The 18666-nt window shown below is 67.0% G+C and carries 5 protein-coding genes (1 of these 5 only partly in view); 1 reads left to right on the plus strand and 4 read right to left on the minus strand.

Translation table 11 applies throughout. The features are described 5' to 3' along the window. The 4 genes from HWY37_RS25175 to HWY37_RS25190 all read right to left on the minus strand — a co-directional run. Positions 1–13629, minus strand: the 5' end (the start) of a protein-coding gene (locus HWY37_RS25175; RefSeq protein WP_176090112.1) for a DUF4347 domain-containing protein. It extends 19917 nt beyond the left edge of the window; the window shows 13629 of its 33546 coding nt (coding positions 1–13629); its start codon is at positions 13627–13629; the stop codon falls past the left edge of the window. A gap of 148 nt (positions 13630–13777) precedes the next feature. Further along, positions 13778–15445 carry a TolC family outer membrane protein gene (locus HWY37_RS25180; RefSeq protein WP_176090113.1) on the minus strand — a complete coding sequence of 556 codons (1668 nt, stop codon included), beginning with the start codon at positions 15443–15445 and terminating at the stop codon, positions 13778–13780. Then, complete coding sequence (locus HWY37_RS25185) at positions 15438–16307, minus strand: hypothetical protein (RefSeq protein WP_176090114.1); 870 nt, start codon at positions 16305–16307, stop codon at positions 15438–15440. Before HWY37_RS25185 ends, HWY37_RS25180 begins: the two co-directional genes overlap by 8 nt. Before the next feature lie 16 nt (positions 16308–16323). Then, the gene (locus tag HWY37_RS25190) at positions 16324–17115 is read right to left on the minus strand and encodes a SapC family protein (protein WP_176090115.1); all 792 of its coding nucleotides are present in this window, start codon (positions 17113–17115) and stop codon (positions 16324–16326) included. Between the two features lie 334 nt (positions 17116–17449). Between HWY37_RS25190 and HWY37_RS25195 the strand changes: the two genes are divergently transcribed. Then, on the plus strand, positions 17450–18610 hold the full coding sequence (locus HWY37_RS25195; protein ID WP_176090116.1) for a hypothetical protein: 1161 nt from the start codon (positions 17450–17452) through the stop codon (positions 18608–18610). Positions 18611–18666: the final 56 nt, after the last annotated feature.

The following is an 18666-nucleotide window of genomic DNA, read 5'->3' on the forward strand; positions in this document are numbered from 1 at the left end:
GACCGCCCGTGCGCCCGCGCCGGCCCCCGACACCGCCAGGCTGGCGCCGTCGACGATGGGCGGCGCGTAGGCCACCGACACCGCGACCGCGCCCGCCACCACCACGGCGTCTATGCTTTGCTGTTGGTCGACGCTGCCGTCGGCCTTGAATTTCACGTTGCTTGCGTTCACCGAGACCGCGCCCGCGGTCACCGCGCTGCGGTCGATCGATGCCGTGATCTCATTGACTGGACGGTTCGCGCCCAGCGCGACCACCTGGCCTGCGCTGTTGACGTCGTAGCCTATGACGTTTTCGGCCATGGCGACGCCCACGGAGGCCGACGCGGCCGCATAGTGGCTGACGGATACCGACGCCGACATGCCCAGCACCACTGCGTTGATCTGCGACAGGCCCAGGGCCCGCACGTCGAGCGCGCCCCTGGCGCCGCCCGCGCCCTCCGTGCTGATGTGTGCGTCCGAGATGCCCGCCTGCACGCTGGCCGAGATGACGTTGCGCGCCAGCGCGCCGCCGCCGCCGATGGCGGCATTGGCGCTGTCGCCCACCGACACCGCCACCGAAGCGCCCAGCACCACCGACAGGATGCCGGCCTGCTGGTTCGCACTGACGGACAGTCCGGCTCCTGCCGTCTGGATGTCGCCGCCCCGGATGTCGGCATGCACCGTATTGAAAACCTTGTTGACCGCGACGCTGGTGCCCACCGCGATCGCCACGCCCGCGCTGCCGGCCTGCACGCTGACCGCGCCGCCAACCGCAATGGCGGTGATCGTGGCCCGGTCCGACGCCGATACCGTTACGCCCTGGCCCGTTCCATTCGTCCAGATCACCGAGTTCTCGACCAGCGCGCGCACCGTCGTGCTGATTTCGCTGATCGCCACCGACACGCCCACCGAAGCGCCCGCGCCCATGCCACCAGCGGAAACCGCCACCGCCAAGGCGCCTGCCACCGTCACGATGCTGCCGGTGTTCTCGGCGTTGACGCGCACGTCGCCCGCGATATATCCATTGTTCAGCGGGATCACATTCTTCAGCGTGGCCTCCACCGACCCGCCGATGGTATTGCCGCTGCCCGCGCCGGCGCCCGCCCCGGCGAATCCCTGCCCCACGGCGACTGCCGCTGCCACGCCGATCGACACCGACACGATGCGCGATTCGTTGACCGCGTCCACCGCGATGCCATGCGCCGAACCGATGGCCGTGTTCAGGCCGCTGTTACTGGCGCTGCTGCCATCGATATAGGCCCGGGTCTGGTTGTTGACGGTATTGTGGGTCGCCGACACGCCGGCCGCGATGCCCGCGCCGCTGCCCGGCGACACCGCCACGCCCAGCCCGCCGGCCACCGCCAGCACATAGCCGTCGTCGCGCGCCTGCACCGCCACGCCCGGCGCGCCGCCGGCGGACAACGCCTCGACCAGCCGCGCGTTGCGAATGCCGGCCTCGTTCTTGCTGTTCAGCCGGTTCACAGAGACCGCGCCGCCCACCGACACCGCCGCCGTGCCCACGGCCACGCTGCCCGCCACGGTCACGTTATGGATGCTGCCCTCGAACAGCGACGCCACCTGCACGTGCGCGCCGCGCACGGCGCCCTGCGTGTCGCGGATCTGCGCCGAAATGGAATGCTCGCGCGCGTTGCCCGCGGGCGCGCCGCCCAGGTAGTTGTAGGACAGGCTGGCGCCCACGGCCACGCTCGCGCCCTGCGACCCCAGCCCCAGCGCCACCGCGCCCGCCAGGCTGTTGATCGTGGATTCGTCGCTGGCCCGGACCACGATGTCGCCGCCGGCCGTCACGTCCTGGCCGGCCGAGGTTTCGCCGATCTCGGCCTTGATAGAGTTCGCGATCCAGTTCAGGACCGCGGAACCGCCAAAGCCCACGTTGGCGCCGGAGCCGCCGGCCGCGACCGCGCCGCTGACCGCCATGGTCGAAATCTGGGCGTTCAGGCCCGGCGACAGGTCGTCCGGCTTGGCAAACGCCGCCTGCACCACGATGTCGCCCGTGGCCGACAGGGACGAGCGCACCGCGCCCGCGTACACCGTGTCGAAGATCTGGTTGACCGCGAAGGCCATGCCGGCGGCCACCCGGCCGCCCACCGAGACCGCCACGTTGCCGGCCAGCGCCGCAATGCTGGCCGTGTCGCGCGCCACGATGCGGATGTCGCCCGAGGTCGCCGTCACGGAGGCGTCGCGGATCTGCGCATGCACCGTGTTCTGGATCGTGTTGACGGCCAGCGAGCCGCTGACCGCCACGCCCGCGCCGCCGGCCAGGCCCACGGACACGTTGTAGATGCTGGCGCGCTCTTCGGCGCGCACCTGCACCGCCTGGGCCTCTACGGTCGCCTGCGCGATCGCCGCGCGCACGTTGTTGCGCATGTCGGCCACGCCCACGGACGCGCCGATGGCCGCCGATGCCCCCTGGGTGGTGGAAATGCCCAGCGCGCCCGTCGCCGTCACGATGCGGCTGGCGTCCTGCGCCGACACCGATACCGCGCCGGCGTCGGCCTGCACCTTGGTTCCGGCGGCCGCGCCGGTGTTGTCGATGATGGCGGTGACGTCGGCCCGAGACAGGTTGACGCCAATGGCGCCCGCGCCGCCCAGGGACTTGCCGCCGGCTCCCGCCACCGTGATGCTGAGCATGCTGTTGCTCAGCGACTGGCCCTTGGTCAGCGAGCCGATGTCCAGCGTGATCAGGCCGCCCGAGCTGATGCGGTCAACCGCCTTCTGCAGGCTGATGCCGCCCGTGCCGGTCAGCGCGCCCAGCTGCATCGCGATGCCGTCGCGGGCATTCTCTAGCGAGCTGGCCAGCTGATATCGGAACGCGCCGCCTTGCGAGGCATTGATCACGTAGTAGCGCTGGCCGTCCACCAGGCCGGCGATGTTCGTGCCCTGGCTGCGGTAGATGACCACGTCGCCCGTGGCCAGGCCCGCGTCGCTGGCGAACGAGAAGCTGTTTTCGCCCGCGATCTGGCTCTTGGCCGAGGAGGCCGACAGCGTCGCATTGGTCGGCGTGCCTTGCGTGATGCTGGTGTTCTGGGTGCCGTCGCTGCCCGTGCTGGTCGAGGTCTGCGAGGTCTGTCGCTGCAGCGCGACCTGAGTGAACGCGATCATGGCGTCCGGGTTGACCGAAATCGGCCGGTTCTGGGCGTCCAGCAGCTTGACGCCGTTGGCGTCGGCCAGGAAGTAGTCGTAGCGCTTGCTGCCGGCGTTGAACTCCGCCACATACCCCAGCGCTCCCAGCGTCACCGCCGCGCCGTTCACGTCCTTGAAGCGCAGCGTGGTGCTGTTCACCACTTCGACCACATAGACGTGGTCGTTGGCCAGGCCGGTCAGGATGCCGTTGGCCGCCAGGTTGACGACCACCTTGTCGCCCGTGGCCAGGCCATGGGCCTTAGGCAGGGTCAGGCTGCCGTCCGGATTCAGGGCCGCGCCCGCGGGATTGCTGACGCTGAAGCGCTGCAGGGCGCCGCCGACGGCCGCGCCGCTGAAGTCGACCACGTTGCCCTGGCCGTCGCGCAGCTGGAACGAGGTCTGGTCCGCGCTCAGGTTGAACACGTAATAGGTCACGCCGACCTTCAACACATCCTTGCCCTGGGCCAGGATGCGGTTGGCCAGCACGTCCTCGATCTGGCCGTTGCTGCCCACCGAACCGCTGTAGATGATGGCGGAGCCTTCCTGCACGCCCGGGAAGGGTTGCGCCAGCACCAGGGTGTTGGTGGCGGTATTCAGCGTCACGCCCGCGTCCACGCCGTGGAACGGCTGCAGGTTGACGCTGGTGGCCTCCTGCATGCGCACGTGGGCGAAGCCGATGGCGGACAGGTTGACCACGCTGCCGAACTGCAGGGCCTTGCCGCGCAGCGCGTCTTCCTGGGTGTCCGCCAGCTGGATGATGGCCTGGCCGTCCGGCGCCTCGCGCCGGATCACGTAGTACACGCGGTCGTTGCGCAGGCTGGAGCCGTCGGCCAGCGTGATGTTGCCGGCGCCCGAACTCAGGTAGACGCCGTCGCCGGTCTGCCAGCCGGAGAATTCCCCGCCGCTCGCGCCGGATTGCCCCGGCATGCCGGCGTTGCCGCTGTCGTCCTTGGTGCCGTTGATGATGGCCGCGGCATCCCCAGTGAAGGTCAGCGTGCTGCCACCCTGGTTCACGCCGATGCCGCCGTCGCCCACCGGCAACTGATTGCCGCCATTGAGCTGGGCATTGCCGCCCGCGGCCATCGGGTCCACCAGGCCGGCAAAGACGTTGATGTTGCCTTGCGCCGCGCGCACGTCGCTGCGCAGGATGGAGGCGGCGATCTTGGGATTGGCGGTGGCGCCGGCATTGTCGGCCACTCCCACCGTGGTGACGGCCGCGCCGGAATCGGCCAGCGTCGTGTTGTTGAAGCCCAGCAGATTGCGGTCGAACGCCGTGTTGCCGCCCATGATGTTGACGGCCACGGCCAGCCCCACCGCCGCGCCCTGGGTGGCGATCGCGCCGGCGACCGTGATGGCGTAGAGGGCCGACGCGTCAGAGGCGTTGACGCGCACGGCGTCGCCCGAGAAGCCGGCCTGGCTGCCGGCCTTGACCGTGCTGTCGCTGATGCGGGCCTCGGTGGCGCCGCGCATCATGTTGACGTTGACGGCTCCCGCCAGCGCGAACTTCTTGGACAGCGCGCCCGCCGCGCCCACGGACACCAGCAGCGGCGAGGAATGCGCCGACACATCGACCTTGCCCGCGACGTCCACGTCCGCGTATTCGAGCAGCGCGCTGGTGCGCGAGCTGAACTCGTTGACGCTGACCGACGCGCCCACGGCCACGGAACCGCCAGCCGTCACCGCCACGCCGCCGGTCACCGCGACCAGTGTGTTGTTCTCGGTCGCCTCGACCGTCAACGCAGACGCGTCGATACGGCTGCGCGCGGTCACCGCGCCATTGCCGTCGCGGCTGGGCAGCACATAGGCCGCCACCGCCGAGCTGACACGGTTGACCTGGACCGAGCCCGCGGCCGCGAACTTCGCTTCGCCCATGCCCACGCCGACGCCGACCGCGCCGCCGCCCAGGGACGAGGTGTCCTTCGCCGTGACGTTCACGGCGCCATGGCCGCCCGTGTCCACGGTCGAACCCTGGATCCCGGCCATGACGACGTTGCCGATCTCGTTGTAGCTGACGGCGATGCCTACGCCCGCCTTCTTGCCCACGCCCGCGGCGCCGGTGATCGCGACCAGCGTGCTCTTGTCCTCGGCCCGGATGTCGACGCCGTGGTTGCTGCCAGCCGCGCCGCCATAGACGACCTTGCTGTTGACCAGGTAGCTGTTGATGCGGTTGGACAGCACGTTGACAGATACCGATCCGCCCACGCCCGCGCCGTCGCGCGCCGCGCCCAGGGCGCCGGCAAAGCCCACCGCCACCTGTGTGGATTGCGCCGACACGTCGACGCGTCCGGTGTACAGCAGCTCGGTCACCTGGCGGATGCCCGCCTCGGCATTGTTGGTGCTGACGTTGACCGCCACCGCCGCGCCCACGCCCGCCTTGCCTTCCGAACTGGCTACCGCGCCCGCCACGGTGACCAGCACGCTCAGGTCGCGCGCCTCCAGCGTCACGTCGCGAGCGCTGACCTTGGCCGCATTGCCCAGCACCGCGATATTGGCGTAATCCGCCACGCCGACGGCAGCCGAACCGGCCACGGCCACGCCCTTCTGCCCCTTGGCGCCGGCCATGCCGGCGGCGATGGTGACGGCCACGCCGGTACGCCGCGCTGCCAGCGCCAAGTCCGCAGCCACCACCAGTTCGCCCACGGCCAGCACCTGGGCGCGCGCTTCGCCGCCCAGCATGTTCATGCTGTAGGCGCCGGCTATGCCCACGTTGGACTTGGCGTTGTCCGACTGCGCCAGCGCGGCCGAACCCGACAGGGCCAGGGTATGGGTGCCGTTCTGCGCCTCTACCTTGGCGTCGCCGCCTATGGTGATCTTCATGCCGGCCGCGTTCACATAGGCCTGCGCGAAGTCGCTGACCATGTTGACCGCCACCGCGCCCGAAATGGCCACGCCGGCCTTGGATTGCTGGCTGCCGGACCCGCCGCCTGGCGCCGGGCTGCCCGGCGCCGCGCCCGTATCCTGCGTCAGCTGGGTCACCTGGCCGCTCAGGCCTTCCAGCTTCGAACCCAGGTCCGTCGGCGCTGGCGCGGGACTGTCCGCGCCGGGCGCGGCGTCGCCCTGGCTGGTGGGCAGCTTGAGGTTGTCCAGGCTGGTGCCCGTGCCCCCTGCTCCGCCCGCGCCGCCGGCCCCCGCTCCCGTGCCGCTGCCGGCGCCCGCCACCGGGCTGGAAACGCGCGAGCCCGCCACGGCCAGATTGCCGATGAAACCCTTGTTTTCCGCCCGCAGCGTCAGCGACGCCGCCGAGAACGAGCCCACCGGCCGGGCCGTGGGCGCGCCGTCCGCCGCGCGCAGCGTGTCCCCAATCAGGGCCTGCGTCCAGCGGTTGACGTCATTGATGGACACGCTCATGCCCACACCCACCGCCTGCGATCCGGCGGCGGCGCCCGCCACCGTGCCGACCCAGGTCGCGTCCGTGGCCTGGATGGACGCCGCGCCCGCGGCGGTGATGTTGGCGCCGCGGCCGACCTGCGCCAACGTCGTCGCGCTGGTGGAATTGACCAGCACCACGCCATTGAGCGCCAGGGTCTTGGCCTGTCCGCCCGATGCGCCCAGCGTCACGGAAATCAGTTCATTGTCGGCATCGACCGTCAGCTTGCCCGAGTTGATCTCGGCGGTGTCGCTGACCACCGCGCGCGTCTGGTGCGTGGCGGCATTCACGTACACCGACACGCCGATCGCCGAGCCTTCCTTGGAGCTGCTGCCATAGTCGAAGCCCTGGAACTTGGGGGTCAGGAAACCCTTGACCAGATCCTTGCCATAGCTGAAGCGGCCTTCGGAAGCGCCGCGCGGAGCGGCCTTCTGCAGCGACTTCGCGCCGCCCAGGGACATGGACGGCAGGATGATGTTGCCCACCAGGTTCAGGCGCTGCGAGGAATTCTCCGCCTCGACCTTCACGTCGCCGGCCGCGCCGCCCGACAGCGTCGTATTGATCTTGCCTGCGACCTGGGCCTGGGTCTTGGTGTCCTGCACCAGCACCGTGAAGGCGCCGGACAGGGCCAGCTTCTTGCTCTTGGCCGTGGCGCTGGCCCAGCTGCTGAAGCTGGACGAAATGCCGCCCGTGCTGGTCAACGTGGCCTGCAGATTGTTGAGGAAGGACGCGGCGGCCTTGCCCGCCACCGTCATCTTGTCCTTGGTGCCGTCGGCGTCGTTCCACTTGGTGTCGATGCCGTCGAAGGGCGCATACAGATTGACCAGCCAGAGCTTCTTCGGGTCGATCTGGTTCAGCGTGCTGGCGGTCACCGCCACGTCGCCGCCCTGGGTGCTGATGTTGGCCAGCTGGCTGACAGTGGCCTGGGTCGCGACGTTGTCGATGCCGATGATCACGGCCGCCGCGGCGCCGAAATCGGAACCGTCCGGGCCCGCCGCGCGCTCGGGCTGATTGGTCGTGAGATTGTTCTTCTTGTTCAGGAACGCCTGCTTGTCGGCGATGGCCTGGTCATCCACCCCGCTCATGACCGTGAGCTTGGTGTTGTACTGCGTCTGCGCGTTGACGGTGACGTCGCCGCCCGCCGTGCTGACCGTGGCCGCCGTCACGCCGTTGCCGATGCGGGCCGTGGTCGTGATGTTGCTCATCGACATGCCCAACGCCGCCCCGACCTGGAACTCGGTGGAAGGCTTGTCGATTTCCTTCTGGATGTCGGAGTCGTACTTGGCGCGGTCCTCGAAGTCCTTTTCCTGCTTGATCTGCTTGATCTTCTCGCCGAACTTGGTGCCCCGGTTTTCCGACACCAGCGCGCTGAAGAAGCTCTTGGTGTACTGCGCTCCGGTGCCCAGGCCGCTCAAGGCGCCGCCCACGATGGGGGTGACTGTCTTGCCGATGGCCGCGCTCTTGGCCTCGGTCTGCGCCGACGAAAGAAAATCGCTGCCGGTGGCGGCGCGACCGCCCAGGATGGTCTTGACGGCGATGGCGCTGCCCGCGTCCTCCGCCTTGGCCTCGACGGTCACCTTGCCCGCATTGCGAGCCACCACCGTGCCGTCCATGAAGGCTTCGGTGGTCAGCTGGTTGTATGCGAAGCCCACCGCCACGCCCACCTTGGCGTAGCTGGCCTTGTACTTGCCCGTTTCCTTGGACGGATCGATCTTGCCGTCGGCGCCCGTCACCGGCTTGGTGTCGTCGCTTTCGGCCATGGCGCCCGCGGCCGATATCGAAATCGTGCTCTTGTGGCTGGTCAGGGCCTGGATCGTAACGTCGCCGCCCACCCCGCTGACGCTGCTGGTATACGCGTCGGCGGTATGCAACAGGCCAGTTTCCAGCCGCGCGCCCGTGCCGATGTGCACGGAGGATTCGCTGATCACCACCGCCACGCCCACGCCGATCACCGCCGGCACGGCGCCCAGCTGGCCGGGCAACAGCGCGATCTCCATTTCGTTGGTGAGATCGGACTTGATGGTGATCGCCTTGGACGCGATCACCGTGCCCTGCACGTCGATGGTGGATTTGTTCTGCAGCACGCCCACGGCAATGCCGGCGATCTTCGCCACCAGCGGACTGAGCTTGACCGTGGCGGACGTGGTCGAGGTGATGGTCACTTCGCCGTTGGACACCAGGCGCGCCTGCGTCCCCACCGTGATCGACGAGGTGTACTTGATGCCCGCCCAGGACGCCATGGCGCTGGCGCCATCCAGGAACTTCATCAGCGCATCGAAGGCCGAATTCACTCCGCTCGCCAACGAGTTCAGTACGGTGGACTGGTTTTCGCCGTTCTTGATCAGCGGATCCAGGTCATAGTCCTTGCTGTCGATCTTGCTGGTCAGGCTGACCCCGGATCCTTGCTGGTCCCTGGCCCACAGCGTCGCATTGTTGACCGTGATGCCGGCGTCCAGCTCGTAGATCTGGGCCATGGCGCTACGCCACGGACGGTAGCGCTGCGCCGCCAGCTCGATTGCGCCGGCGGCCAGCATGATGTTGGCGCCGCTGGTGGCGCCAACGGTAATGTTCTGCCCCTCCAGGCGCAGGGTGTAGCCCGCGTCCAGCGTGATGTTCTGCAGCACCGTGTAGGATTCGCCGCGGATGATGACATTGCGCCCCCCCACCGACAGGGCTTGATCCAGCGTACCCTTGCCGATGTCCAGCACGTAGTCCAGCTTGCCGGTGTTCGCTCCCAGCGTCACCCCGGCGATCGCGCCGGTCTGGGAAATCAGGCGCGACAGCGCGGTGCCGTCGCCCAGGGCCATCACCTGCAGGCTGTTGCCACTGCCGCTATTCGACGCCAGCGACACGGTCACCTTGCCAGCGGCGGTGTCCGCCGGCTGAGTGACCACGAAGGACACATTGCTGGTGTTGCCCTTGAGCGTGTCGTAGCCGCCGCGGGTGGCCAGCGTGACGGCCTGGTTCCAGACGCTGGCGTCCAGCGTGGTCGCGCCGGTGGAACTGGTGGAGATGAGGGTGGCGTCCGCGAACGCGCTGCCATTGAGCGCCACCTGGCTCGCGGGCGAGCCGCCGCTGACATAGTGGACGTTGGCATTCGACAGCACTGCGCCAAGGCTGGTGTTGACCACCAGGCTGTTGCGTGCCCCGACCTGCGCGGCAATGCTGTTGCCGGCGCCGGTGTTCAGCGCGCCCTGGCCGTAGTTCACGACGAAGGTGTTGTCGCCGCCACCCGAGCGGATGGTCGAATTGGAGCCCGCCAGCACGAACTGGGTCTGATGGCCGATGGCGAGCGCCGCGCCCGTCAGGACGCCCGCGCCGTTGGAACTGCTTTGCACCTGCCCGGCCGCGATCAGGCCCAGCTTGTAGGCCGCATCCGACAGGCTGACCGTCGACGTCGACACCGTGCCGTCGGCGTTCAGCGCGGTCTGCATGCCGGGCGCCAGCGAGAACACGCCGGAGAAGCCCGCCGCGATCGCGTCCTGGCTGTAGCTGACTTGCAGGCGGCCTTGCGCGTCGAGGCTGGCCGTCAGCGCATAGAGATAATCCCAGGCGCTGGTGGTGTCCGTGGCCGGAATCAGCTTGCCGGCGTTCGGCCCGCCCACGGCAATGCGCAGCGGCTCGCCGGCGGCGTTGACCATGATGCCGGCGCCGATGGCGTCCAGCAGGTCCTGGATGGTGCGCACCCCTTCCAGGCCTACGTCGACCCGCGCGTTGGCATGGTTGGGGAACACGAAGGCCAGCGCCGGACCGTCCGCGGGCGTGTAGCCCGAGCTCAGGTCGGACAGATAGGTCCGGGTGGTCACGCCGGTGAAGGCGGTGGTGTCCACCGTGTTGGCGCCGCTGCCTTCCACCACGAAGCGGAAGTCTTTGACGTTGGTGTAGGCGCTGCTGATCTGCGCGCCGCCCGAGCCGATCTTCACCTGGCTGTTGTCCAGGGCCACGTTCTTGCCGCCCGTGGACAGCTCCACCGTATTGCTTCCCGCCGACCCGATCACCTGGGTGGCGTAGGCATTGCTGATGATGAAATAGTTGGACAGCCCGGCGGCGCCGTCCAGCACCGCCGTCCCCGCGAAGCGCGAGGTATCGATCCAGTTGCCGTACTCGCCGGCGACGACGCGCACGCTGGTGATGCCGGCATAGGTCGAAGCCGTGGCCTGGGTTTCGCCGGACGAGCGCTTGATCCAGCCCGTGGCGCCCATCTGCTCGAACGACACATAGCCCACGCCGCCATCGCCCATCTGCGTCTTGTAGCCCGCGCCGTCCGTACCCGTCAGGCCATCCGCCGCCACGACCAGTTCGGTGGCTGCGTTGACGCCTGTGCCGCCGTACACGTTGTAGCGGCCGCCCAGCAGCATGATCTGGTGGCGGGTGTTGTCGCCCGAACCCGAACGGATGACGCCGCCGGCCATCAGGCCGCTGACCAGCACGGTGTTGCCGCTGAAGGCCGATGCGTCGATCAGCGTCGAACCCAGGCCGCCGTTCAGGCGCGCGTCGCTGAACGCGCCATGCAGCGTATTGCTCAAGATCGGGGCCGCCACCCCGGCGCCCAGGGGCGTGCCGTCGGAGGCGTAGGCCGCCGTCAGCTGGGCGTTGGTCAGGGTGTAGTTCCACTGGCCGTTTTCTTCCAGCGTGTTGCTGAGCGAGCCGGCCTGCGCCCACAGCTGGTTGGCGCCTTGATAGCCGGTAAAGGTGTTGTGGCCCATGCCGCCCAGCAGGACGTTGACGCCCGCACTGCCGATCAGCGTCAGGTCGCCGCGATAATTGGTGCCGTCCAGCGTGACGCTGGTGCCGGCGTGATTGGTGCTGCCCGCTGCCGCAGCAGCGTCGATGGTGCGATAGTCCTGCAAGGTCACGGCGTTCACGCCGCGCAGGGTCACCGTGCTTGCGGCGCCTGCGCCCGGAGGCGTGTTCGTCAGTGTGGCCGAGGTCTTGTCGCCACTGAGCGCGGCGCTGCTTTCCACGCCCGCGATGTATTCGGTTGCGCCGCCGGTGGCCAGGTTGCCGATCACCAGATCGTTGCCGCCGCCGCCGCTGATGCGGTTCTGCCCGCGGCTGTTGGCCACGGTAATGATGTTGTCGCCCAGGTTGCCGACGATGTCGTTGCCGTACTCGCCGCCAGCGCCGATGACATTGCTGATGTTCAGCACGCCGGCCATGCCGCTGGCGTTGTAGAGGCCGGTGTTGCCGTCCTGGAAGTTCAGGTTGACGGTGACGTTGTCTTCATAGGCCGAGTAGTCCAGCGTGGTCTTACCCGCGACGCCGAAGAACATCTGCACATCGAGATTGCTGACCAGCGCGGTCGCCAGGCTGTTGACGCTGCCGTCGGCCGCCACGCCCGCGCCCATGTAGACGCTGAGGCCGCCGCTGGTCTGCACGCGGGCCGTGACGTCTGCGCCAAATTGGGAAAGGTCCAGTGTGTTGCCGCTTTGGCCGGCCTGCTGGGTCAGGTTGAAACCGACGGTGCCGCTTGCGGCGATGTAGGTGTTGCCGCCGCCGCTGCCCTTGATGATGTCTTGCGAGTTATTGATCGTGACCGTGGTGTCGCCCACCACCGTGATCTTGTTACCGCCTTGCGTGGAACCCTTGACTCCGCTGATCGCCCGCACATAGCCGAACCCGGTCGGCGGCGGCGGCGGAATTTCTTCACCATTGGAGTCCGCCGTGGGGCCGGACAGGTCCACCGTCACCCCCGTCGCATAGCCGCTGTAGTCCAGTATGGTCTTGCCGCTTTGCGCCGTGCCTATCAGATTGAAGGTCTTGTCGCCGATCTTCAGGCTTTGCGAGCCGTCGGCGGACTTGAACACCACGTTGACCACGCGCTGGGTCCAGTTGTTGCCCGCGTCCACCGTCGAGTAAGTGATCTGGTAGGCGTCGTTGTTGCTGATGATGGCCGTAACGTTGCCCTGGACGCCCGAGAAATCCAGCGTGTTGTTGCTGTTGTCGTCGTCTTCGTTGCGCACCCAGACGCCGTTATCCAGCTTCATTCCCTGGCGCACTTCGATCGTGGTGACCGCGGCGGTGGAGCTGTTGTTGAACACGAACGTGTTATTACTGCCGTAGCCGACCAGTTGGCCGTTGACCGCCACGCCCACCAGGGTCGAGCCGCCGCTTTGCAGGCCGCTGGCGCTGGCCATCACGCCATTCCAGCTGGCGACGGTCACCGTGTTGGCGTCGATCACGCCATGGCGGTAATCCAGCACCCAGTCGCCGCCAAGCGCGGCGCTGCCCACGGTATGGGTCGCCGCCGCCACATCCGCGCGCGTGATGGCCGCGAGGCTGTCGACGAAGGCAATGCCGCCGCGGCCGGCCGCCACGTTGCAGCCATAGAGCAGGATGTCGCCGTCTTCCGACATGGCGTCGCCCCAGGCGCGCAGTTGGTCCTTGTAGGCATCCAGCTGGCCGGAACCCAGCGTGGCGGTGCCCAGCGTCAGCGATCCCACGCTGCCGTGGCTCATGATCTGCACCGCGGCCAGGTCCTTGTGCTGGCCCAGCACCTGCGTGATCTGGTTCACGCCGTCATAGCGGCCGTCCAGCACGATGATCTCGGTGTCATGACTGCGCAGCACCTGCAGTTGCGGGCCGTCGCCGCTGGGCTTGGCCAGCCCGTCCAGGCCTTCGGTCTTGCCGCTGATCAGGCCATACAGGCCCTGCACGATCTGCTCGGCGTTGTCCACCGCCGGATCCACGAAGATGATCTGGCGCACCGGCGTCTGTTCGGAATGCGTGGTGTAGCCCGGAATGGCATCAGGCAGCGCCGACGGCTTGCCCTGGCCGGCTTCCGTACCGGGCAGCCATGCCTTGGCGTCGCCCTGGCGGGTGGCGCTGGCCTTGGCGTACTGCTCCAGCGTCAGCATTTCGCTGTGCTGCGTGACGGCCTTGAAGGCGGCGCGTTCCACCAGGTACGGATGCGAGCCGGGCGCGCTGGGCTTCTTGCCCTGGGCGCCGGCGGCGGGGTCGGCGGGCGCCACCACGGGAGCCTGCTCGCTTGCCGGCGGCGGCGGCGGGACCAGCAGTTCGGCCGACATGAGATAGCGGCGCTCCAGCGCCTCGAAGAGCGGCCGCCTGCGGAACAAGGATTGCTGCACCTCGCGGGAGGAACGGCCGGTCCAGAGTTTGCGCGCCAGTTTCTTCATGCTCATATCGTCGCTCGACATTTTTCTTGCGGGCGTATGCAACGCCCTGATTTAAACGATTCCGAGCCATCCGGCTGGCCGCCGGATGGCTCTGCTGTTGTCTTGCCTGCGTACAGCCCCGGCTTGCGCGTCTTGCCGCAAGCCCCCTGCGTCCCTACAGCATCTGCTGGCTGATCGCCGCGATGTCCGCCGCGTTCAGCGTGCCCGCAGCCTGCTTCAGCTTCAGTCCGTCCAGCAAAAAGTTGTATCCGGCCTCGGCCTGCTGCCGCTTCGCGTTGTAAAGATTGCGCGTCGCGTCCAGCACGCTGACGATGTCGTTCAGCCCTGCCTGGAAGCCCTCTTCCTTGAGTTTCAGCGCCAGTTCGAAGGACTCCACCGAGCTGTTCAGCGCCTTGATCCGGTCGATGCCGATCACAATGTTCTGGAACGAAGAGAACACCTGGCGCTGCACCTTGCGGCGCGTCAGGCTCAGGTCGGACGAGGCCGCGCTCAGGCGGCTGGCCGCCGCGTGACTCATGCCATACGTGTAGCCGCCCTGGAAGATCGGCACCGACAGGTTCACCGTGAAGCGCGTGTCGGCGACCGTGCTGCCACCGCCGAACAGGCTGCCACCGGTTTCGTTGCGGCCGGTGGAAGCGCGCAGGTTCACGCTGGGGTAATAGCCCGCCTTCTGCACCGACACTTCCTTTTCCGCCACCGCCACGCCGGCCGAGGCCGCGCGGATCGACCAGTTCTGGTCCAGCGCGGTGCGCAGCCAGGCCTGGGGATCGTTGGGCGCGGGCAAGGTCATCGGCAGGTCCTTGCGCACCGGACGCAGCTTGAGGTTGCCGTAGCCCACGATTTCCTGGACGGCCTGCTGCTTATCCAGATAGTCGTTCCTGGCCAGCAGCGTGTTGGCGTCCTGGATGTCCAGGCGGGCCTGCACTTCGCTCAGGCCGACGCGGGTTTCCTGGCCGCTGTGGAAACGCGCCTGCACCAGTTCCTGCTGCTTGCGCGTGGTGCGGCGTTCGGCCTCGGTCAGTTCGATCTGGTCCTGCGCCGCGAGCACGCTGAGATAGGCCGTCGCCGTGCGCAGCATCAGGTCCTGCTGCGCGTAGGCGTAGCTGGCCACTTCCTTGCGTTCCGCTTCCTGCGACTGGCGCCACTTGTGATAGGCGCCCAGTTCGAAGATCGGCTGGTTCAGGGTCAGCGCCCAGCCGTCCTCGGCCCAGTTGGCGCGGCCCGTCTGGTAGACGGCGTTTTCGCTGTCGACCACGTTCTGGCGCACGCGGCTGCGATTGACTTCGCCGCTGACGCTGGGCAGAAGGCCGGCGCGGGCGGACATCACGCCATAGCCCACGGCCTGCAGCTCCTGGTAGGCCCCCTGCATCTGCGGATCGTTCTGCAGCGCCATCATGTAGACCTGGTCCAGCGTCAAGGGATCCGACTGGTCCGGCAGTTGCGCGCCGTTGTAGGCCGGCATGTTCTCCGCCAGGTACGAGGCGGGCGCCGGGAACACCGTGTTCTCGTCGAAGCGCGGCGCAGGCGCCGACGGCACCTCGTCCATCTTGGCGCTGGGCATCGCCTTGCCGAAGCCCGAATCCTCTTGCGGACTGCGCTCGCCGATCTGGAGCGCGCCGCTTTCGGTTTGCGGACCGGAGGGCGTGACGGACGCGGCGGTTGTGGTCGTGGCCGCGCTTGTGGCCGGCGCCGCCGACGCGGCAGGCGCCTTCTGGCCATTCGAGGCGCAACCCGCCACATTCAATGCGGCCAGCACCGCCATCGCCAGCATGCCCTTGCGCGCATGCGCGGGGCGGAAGAGAAGCTTGTCGTTGTCAGTCATAGTAGACAGTCAGAAACTCGTGTCCGTCCCGCGCGGCCCCCGCGGCCAGGCTATAGAGGCTGCGGGGTTCGTCGGGCAAAAGAAAACCCAGTACTTCGCTTTCCGCCAGGGCCAGGCTGGCGGCAAGACGCAAAAGGTCGGGAATAAAAGCTCTCAAGGGCAGATCCGCCCCGCGAAACGTCACCGTGAACGAATCGCGCCGGGTATCGGCCTCGTCCACTTCCAGGAACATGAAGCCCGCCGGATCCGCCTCTCCGCATGCCTGCGTCACGATCGATTGCGCGACCTGCCGCAGCACCGGATTGGCGAGCCGGGCCAGATACGGCGCCAGATGCGCATCGAACGCCGCGCGGTCCTGCAGATAGCGCATGCGGTAGGCGGTCACGGCCGCCTCGCGCTGCGTCGCAGGATGCCACTTGTACCCGCAGCCCAGCGGCAGCACGCCGTGCTGGCGCAAGGCTTCGGGCGTGGGCATGAACTCCAGGTAGACCCGGTACGTGCCTGCCGCGCCGTCGGGCTCATAGGCGAAGAACATGGCGCGCGCTTGCTCCATGTCCTGCTGCACACGCATCCACAACGCCTGCGGAATCGCGAGCTCGCGCGACAAGCTGGCCAGATCCAGCTGGCGCCAGTTCTCGCGCTGGATCCCCAGCATGAAGCGGTTGCCGACCAGGCCGGCGGCCGAGAACTTCATCGACCACTCGACCCCGTCGATCTGCCGGTTCTTGAAGACCGACAGCAAACGGTCCGCCCAGATCCGCTGTTCCCCCCGCAGCGTGTGCAGGGGGATATGGATCTCGGGCTCGGCGCCGGCTTGGCTGGGGGCCTGGCCGATCGCGGGAGTCAAGGCGGCGGTCAGCATGGCCCTGCGGCAGCTATCAGGCCGCGGACTGCGCGGGCGCGGCGTCGGTGGTGGACGCCACGTCCTTCTGCTGCTGCGCCTTCAGGCGGCGCTGCTCGTCCAGCTGCATGGCCAGGCGCTGGACGTTGCCCAGCGAGGCGCGATGCAATTCGATCAGGCGCAGGATGCCGGCGCGCTGCAGTTCGATCACGCGGGCATCATCGATGCCGGCGAACTTCTGCTCGTCCACGACCCAGAAGCCGCTCAGGTAGCGGTCGCCGTCGGCCTGCGAAATGGTGATGGTCTTGGCCGTCAGCAAGCCCAGCTCGTTCAGGCGCTGGGCCATGCTCTTGGTCAGTTCCATCTCGCCCTGGAACACGCGCAGGAACTCCATCATCTGCGTCAGGTAGCCGGTTTCCTTGCCGTCCTCGAACAGCGCCACGCCATCGGCCGTATTGATGCCGGGGTAGGACTCGTCGATGCACACGGCCAGGCGGTCGGCCTCGGCCGTGGTGCCCAGCACGAAGGGATAGCGGCGGGCAAAGGCGGGCACATAGGTGTCGGCCTTCCAGGTGCCCAGCTCGGTCACGAACAGGTTGGACTTGTCTTCCAGGCCCAGCAGCACGGCCACGTGGAAATTGCCGGCTTCGTCGCCCACGAACACGATGGGATAGTGGCGGCCCGCGTCCGCGAATTCGCTGGCGGCGATGGGCAAGGCATTCGTGTCCTGGGCGAACGCGTAATGGTCCGGCTGAATCTGGATCTTGGTGTCCTGGTGCGCTGCCCGATCCAACGCCACGGCCCGTTCATAAAACACAGTCGCTGACATGCTTCTAGCCCTCCTTGCCTGTTTGCCAGTTACTAACTCAAGCATTCAGTAGGGCCTGCATACATTATTGCGAAAAGGCGCCCTGTTTCTGCTTGAGTCAATGCATCATTTTGTCTATTGACTGCAAGCATTAGACGGGGATTGAAACTCTTCGTCTATACCTGAAACTAGGTATATCTTCTTATGGCGTAAGGAATTTTTCTGAGTTACAAGTGATAACATTGCAATAAATTGATGTATTTCACATTGATGCGATCAATCCCGCGATTGAAATGGTAGGCAGGTAATAATCCGCCTGCCTCAAGGCGGATTCATCACCCATTTGCCGACGAACATGCGCATCTCTGCCATCAAGCCGCCAACCCGTGCACTTGCGCTCCTGTTCAGCCTGTTGGCGGCGCCCCCCGCTCTGGCTGCATCGGCATACTGCGAGGCGGCGATTCTCCTATCCCGTATTGGCGGCGGCATAGGACCTGACGAGCACTACAGAACCAGCATTTTCCAGGTTGACAAAGCCCAGACAGGCGTACTCCAGGATCTCAACCAGCAATGGATAAGCTATTTCAAAAGCATCGGGAAATATCGCCAAGACACAGGTGAGCGTTACCGCAGCCCCCATTCCTACTTCTGCCACATCGCCGGATTGGAACCCGACGAAGACGAAAACAAGCTACGCACCGAGTACGACTATCGCATCAAGATGTTGAGGCAGAACGGCTTTCCGCCCCAAATCATCCAATGGGCGCCGAAACCGCAAGGACCGTCTTCCGCAAGTGCCAGCGCGGGCGCACCGTTAAAACCCGTCTGCGAAGCGGAGATACGCCAGGCATATGGTCCTGGCAATGCGGATGGGGCGGCAAAGTCGATAAGCCGGAACAACAGGCAATTGAATGCCGCCACGTTGTCTGAAGCGCGAGATTCCCTGCGGAAATTCGAATCGATGCAGGCAAAGGCCGAACAAGGAGCGCAGGCGCCCATGGTCGCCTGTCTGAAAGACGCCTGGGCGCAAAGGGTGACGCAAATGAGCGGCGCTCCTGCCGCCAACGCTGGACACGGAACCGGAGAGGCGAATGCCAGCGTTGCCCCCGCCAGGCCGGATCGCGAGACCAGGGCGCTCGCATACGGCTCGAACCAGAGCGGCTGCCTGCAACGAGGCAAGACTCCGGAAGGGTACTTCACTTACACCAATACCTGCACTGTGCGCGTAGCCGTAGGCTACTGCAATGTCTATGCCGCCCAAGGCGCCAAGGACGGCACAGTTTGCGAGCCCCGCGACAGCGAATTCTCACGCACGAAGAAGACCTTCATCACACAGGATCTGGGCCTGGAGCCGGGCGCCACGCATCGCCTGGCCTACCGGTACGAAACACAATCCACTTTCATCGTGGCGTGCACGGATGGATTGCCGCTGATCGAATCTTTCGACACTCCCCGGATCACCGCCACCAGCAAGGCGCGTACCGCCTGCTGGAAATTCGCTACCCAGAAAAGATAGCGCAGACGAAAAAAGCAAAAGGGGTTAGCTCACAGAATGAACTAACCCCTTGATTT

This window comes from Achromobacter anxifer (genome assembly GCF_903652925.1).
In the GTDB taxonomy this organism is placed as follows: Bacteria; Pseudomonadota; Gammaproteobacteria; order Burkholderiales; family Burkholderiaceae_B; genus Achromobacter; species Achromobacter anxifer.

Excerpts from the sequence above, each read along its gene's own strand:
- HWY37_RS25180 (WP_176090113.1), bottom strand. The coding sequence starts at position 15,445 with ATGACTGACAACGACAAGCTTCTCTTCCGCCCCGCGCATGCGCGCAAG.
- HWY37_RS25185 (WP_176090114.1), bottom strand. The coding sequence starts at position 16,307 with ATGCTGACCGCCGCCTTGACTCCCGCGATCGGCCAGGCCCCCAGCCAA.
- HWY37_RS25190 (WP_176090115.1), bottom strand. The coding sequence starts at position 17,115 with ATGTCAGCGACTGTGTTTTATGAACGGGCCGTGGCGTTGGATCGGGCA.
- HWY37_RS25195 (WP_176090116.1), top strand. The coding sequence starts at position 17,450 with ATGCGCATCTCTGCCATCAAGCCGCCAACCCGTGCACTTGCGCTCCTG.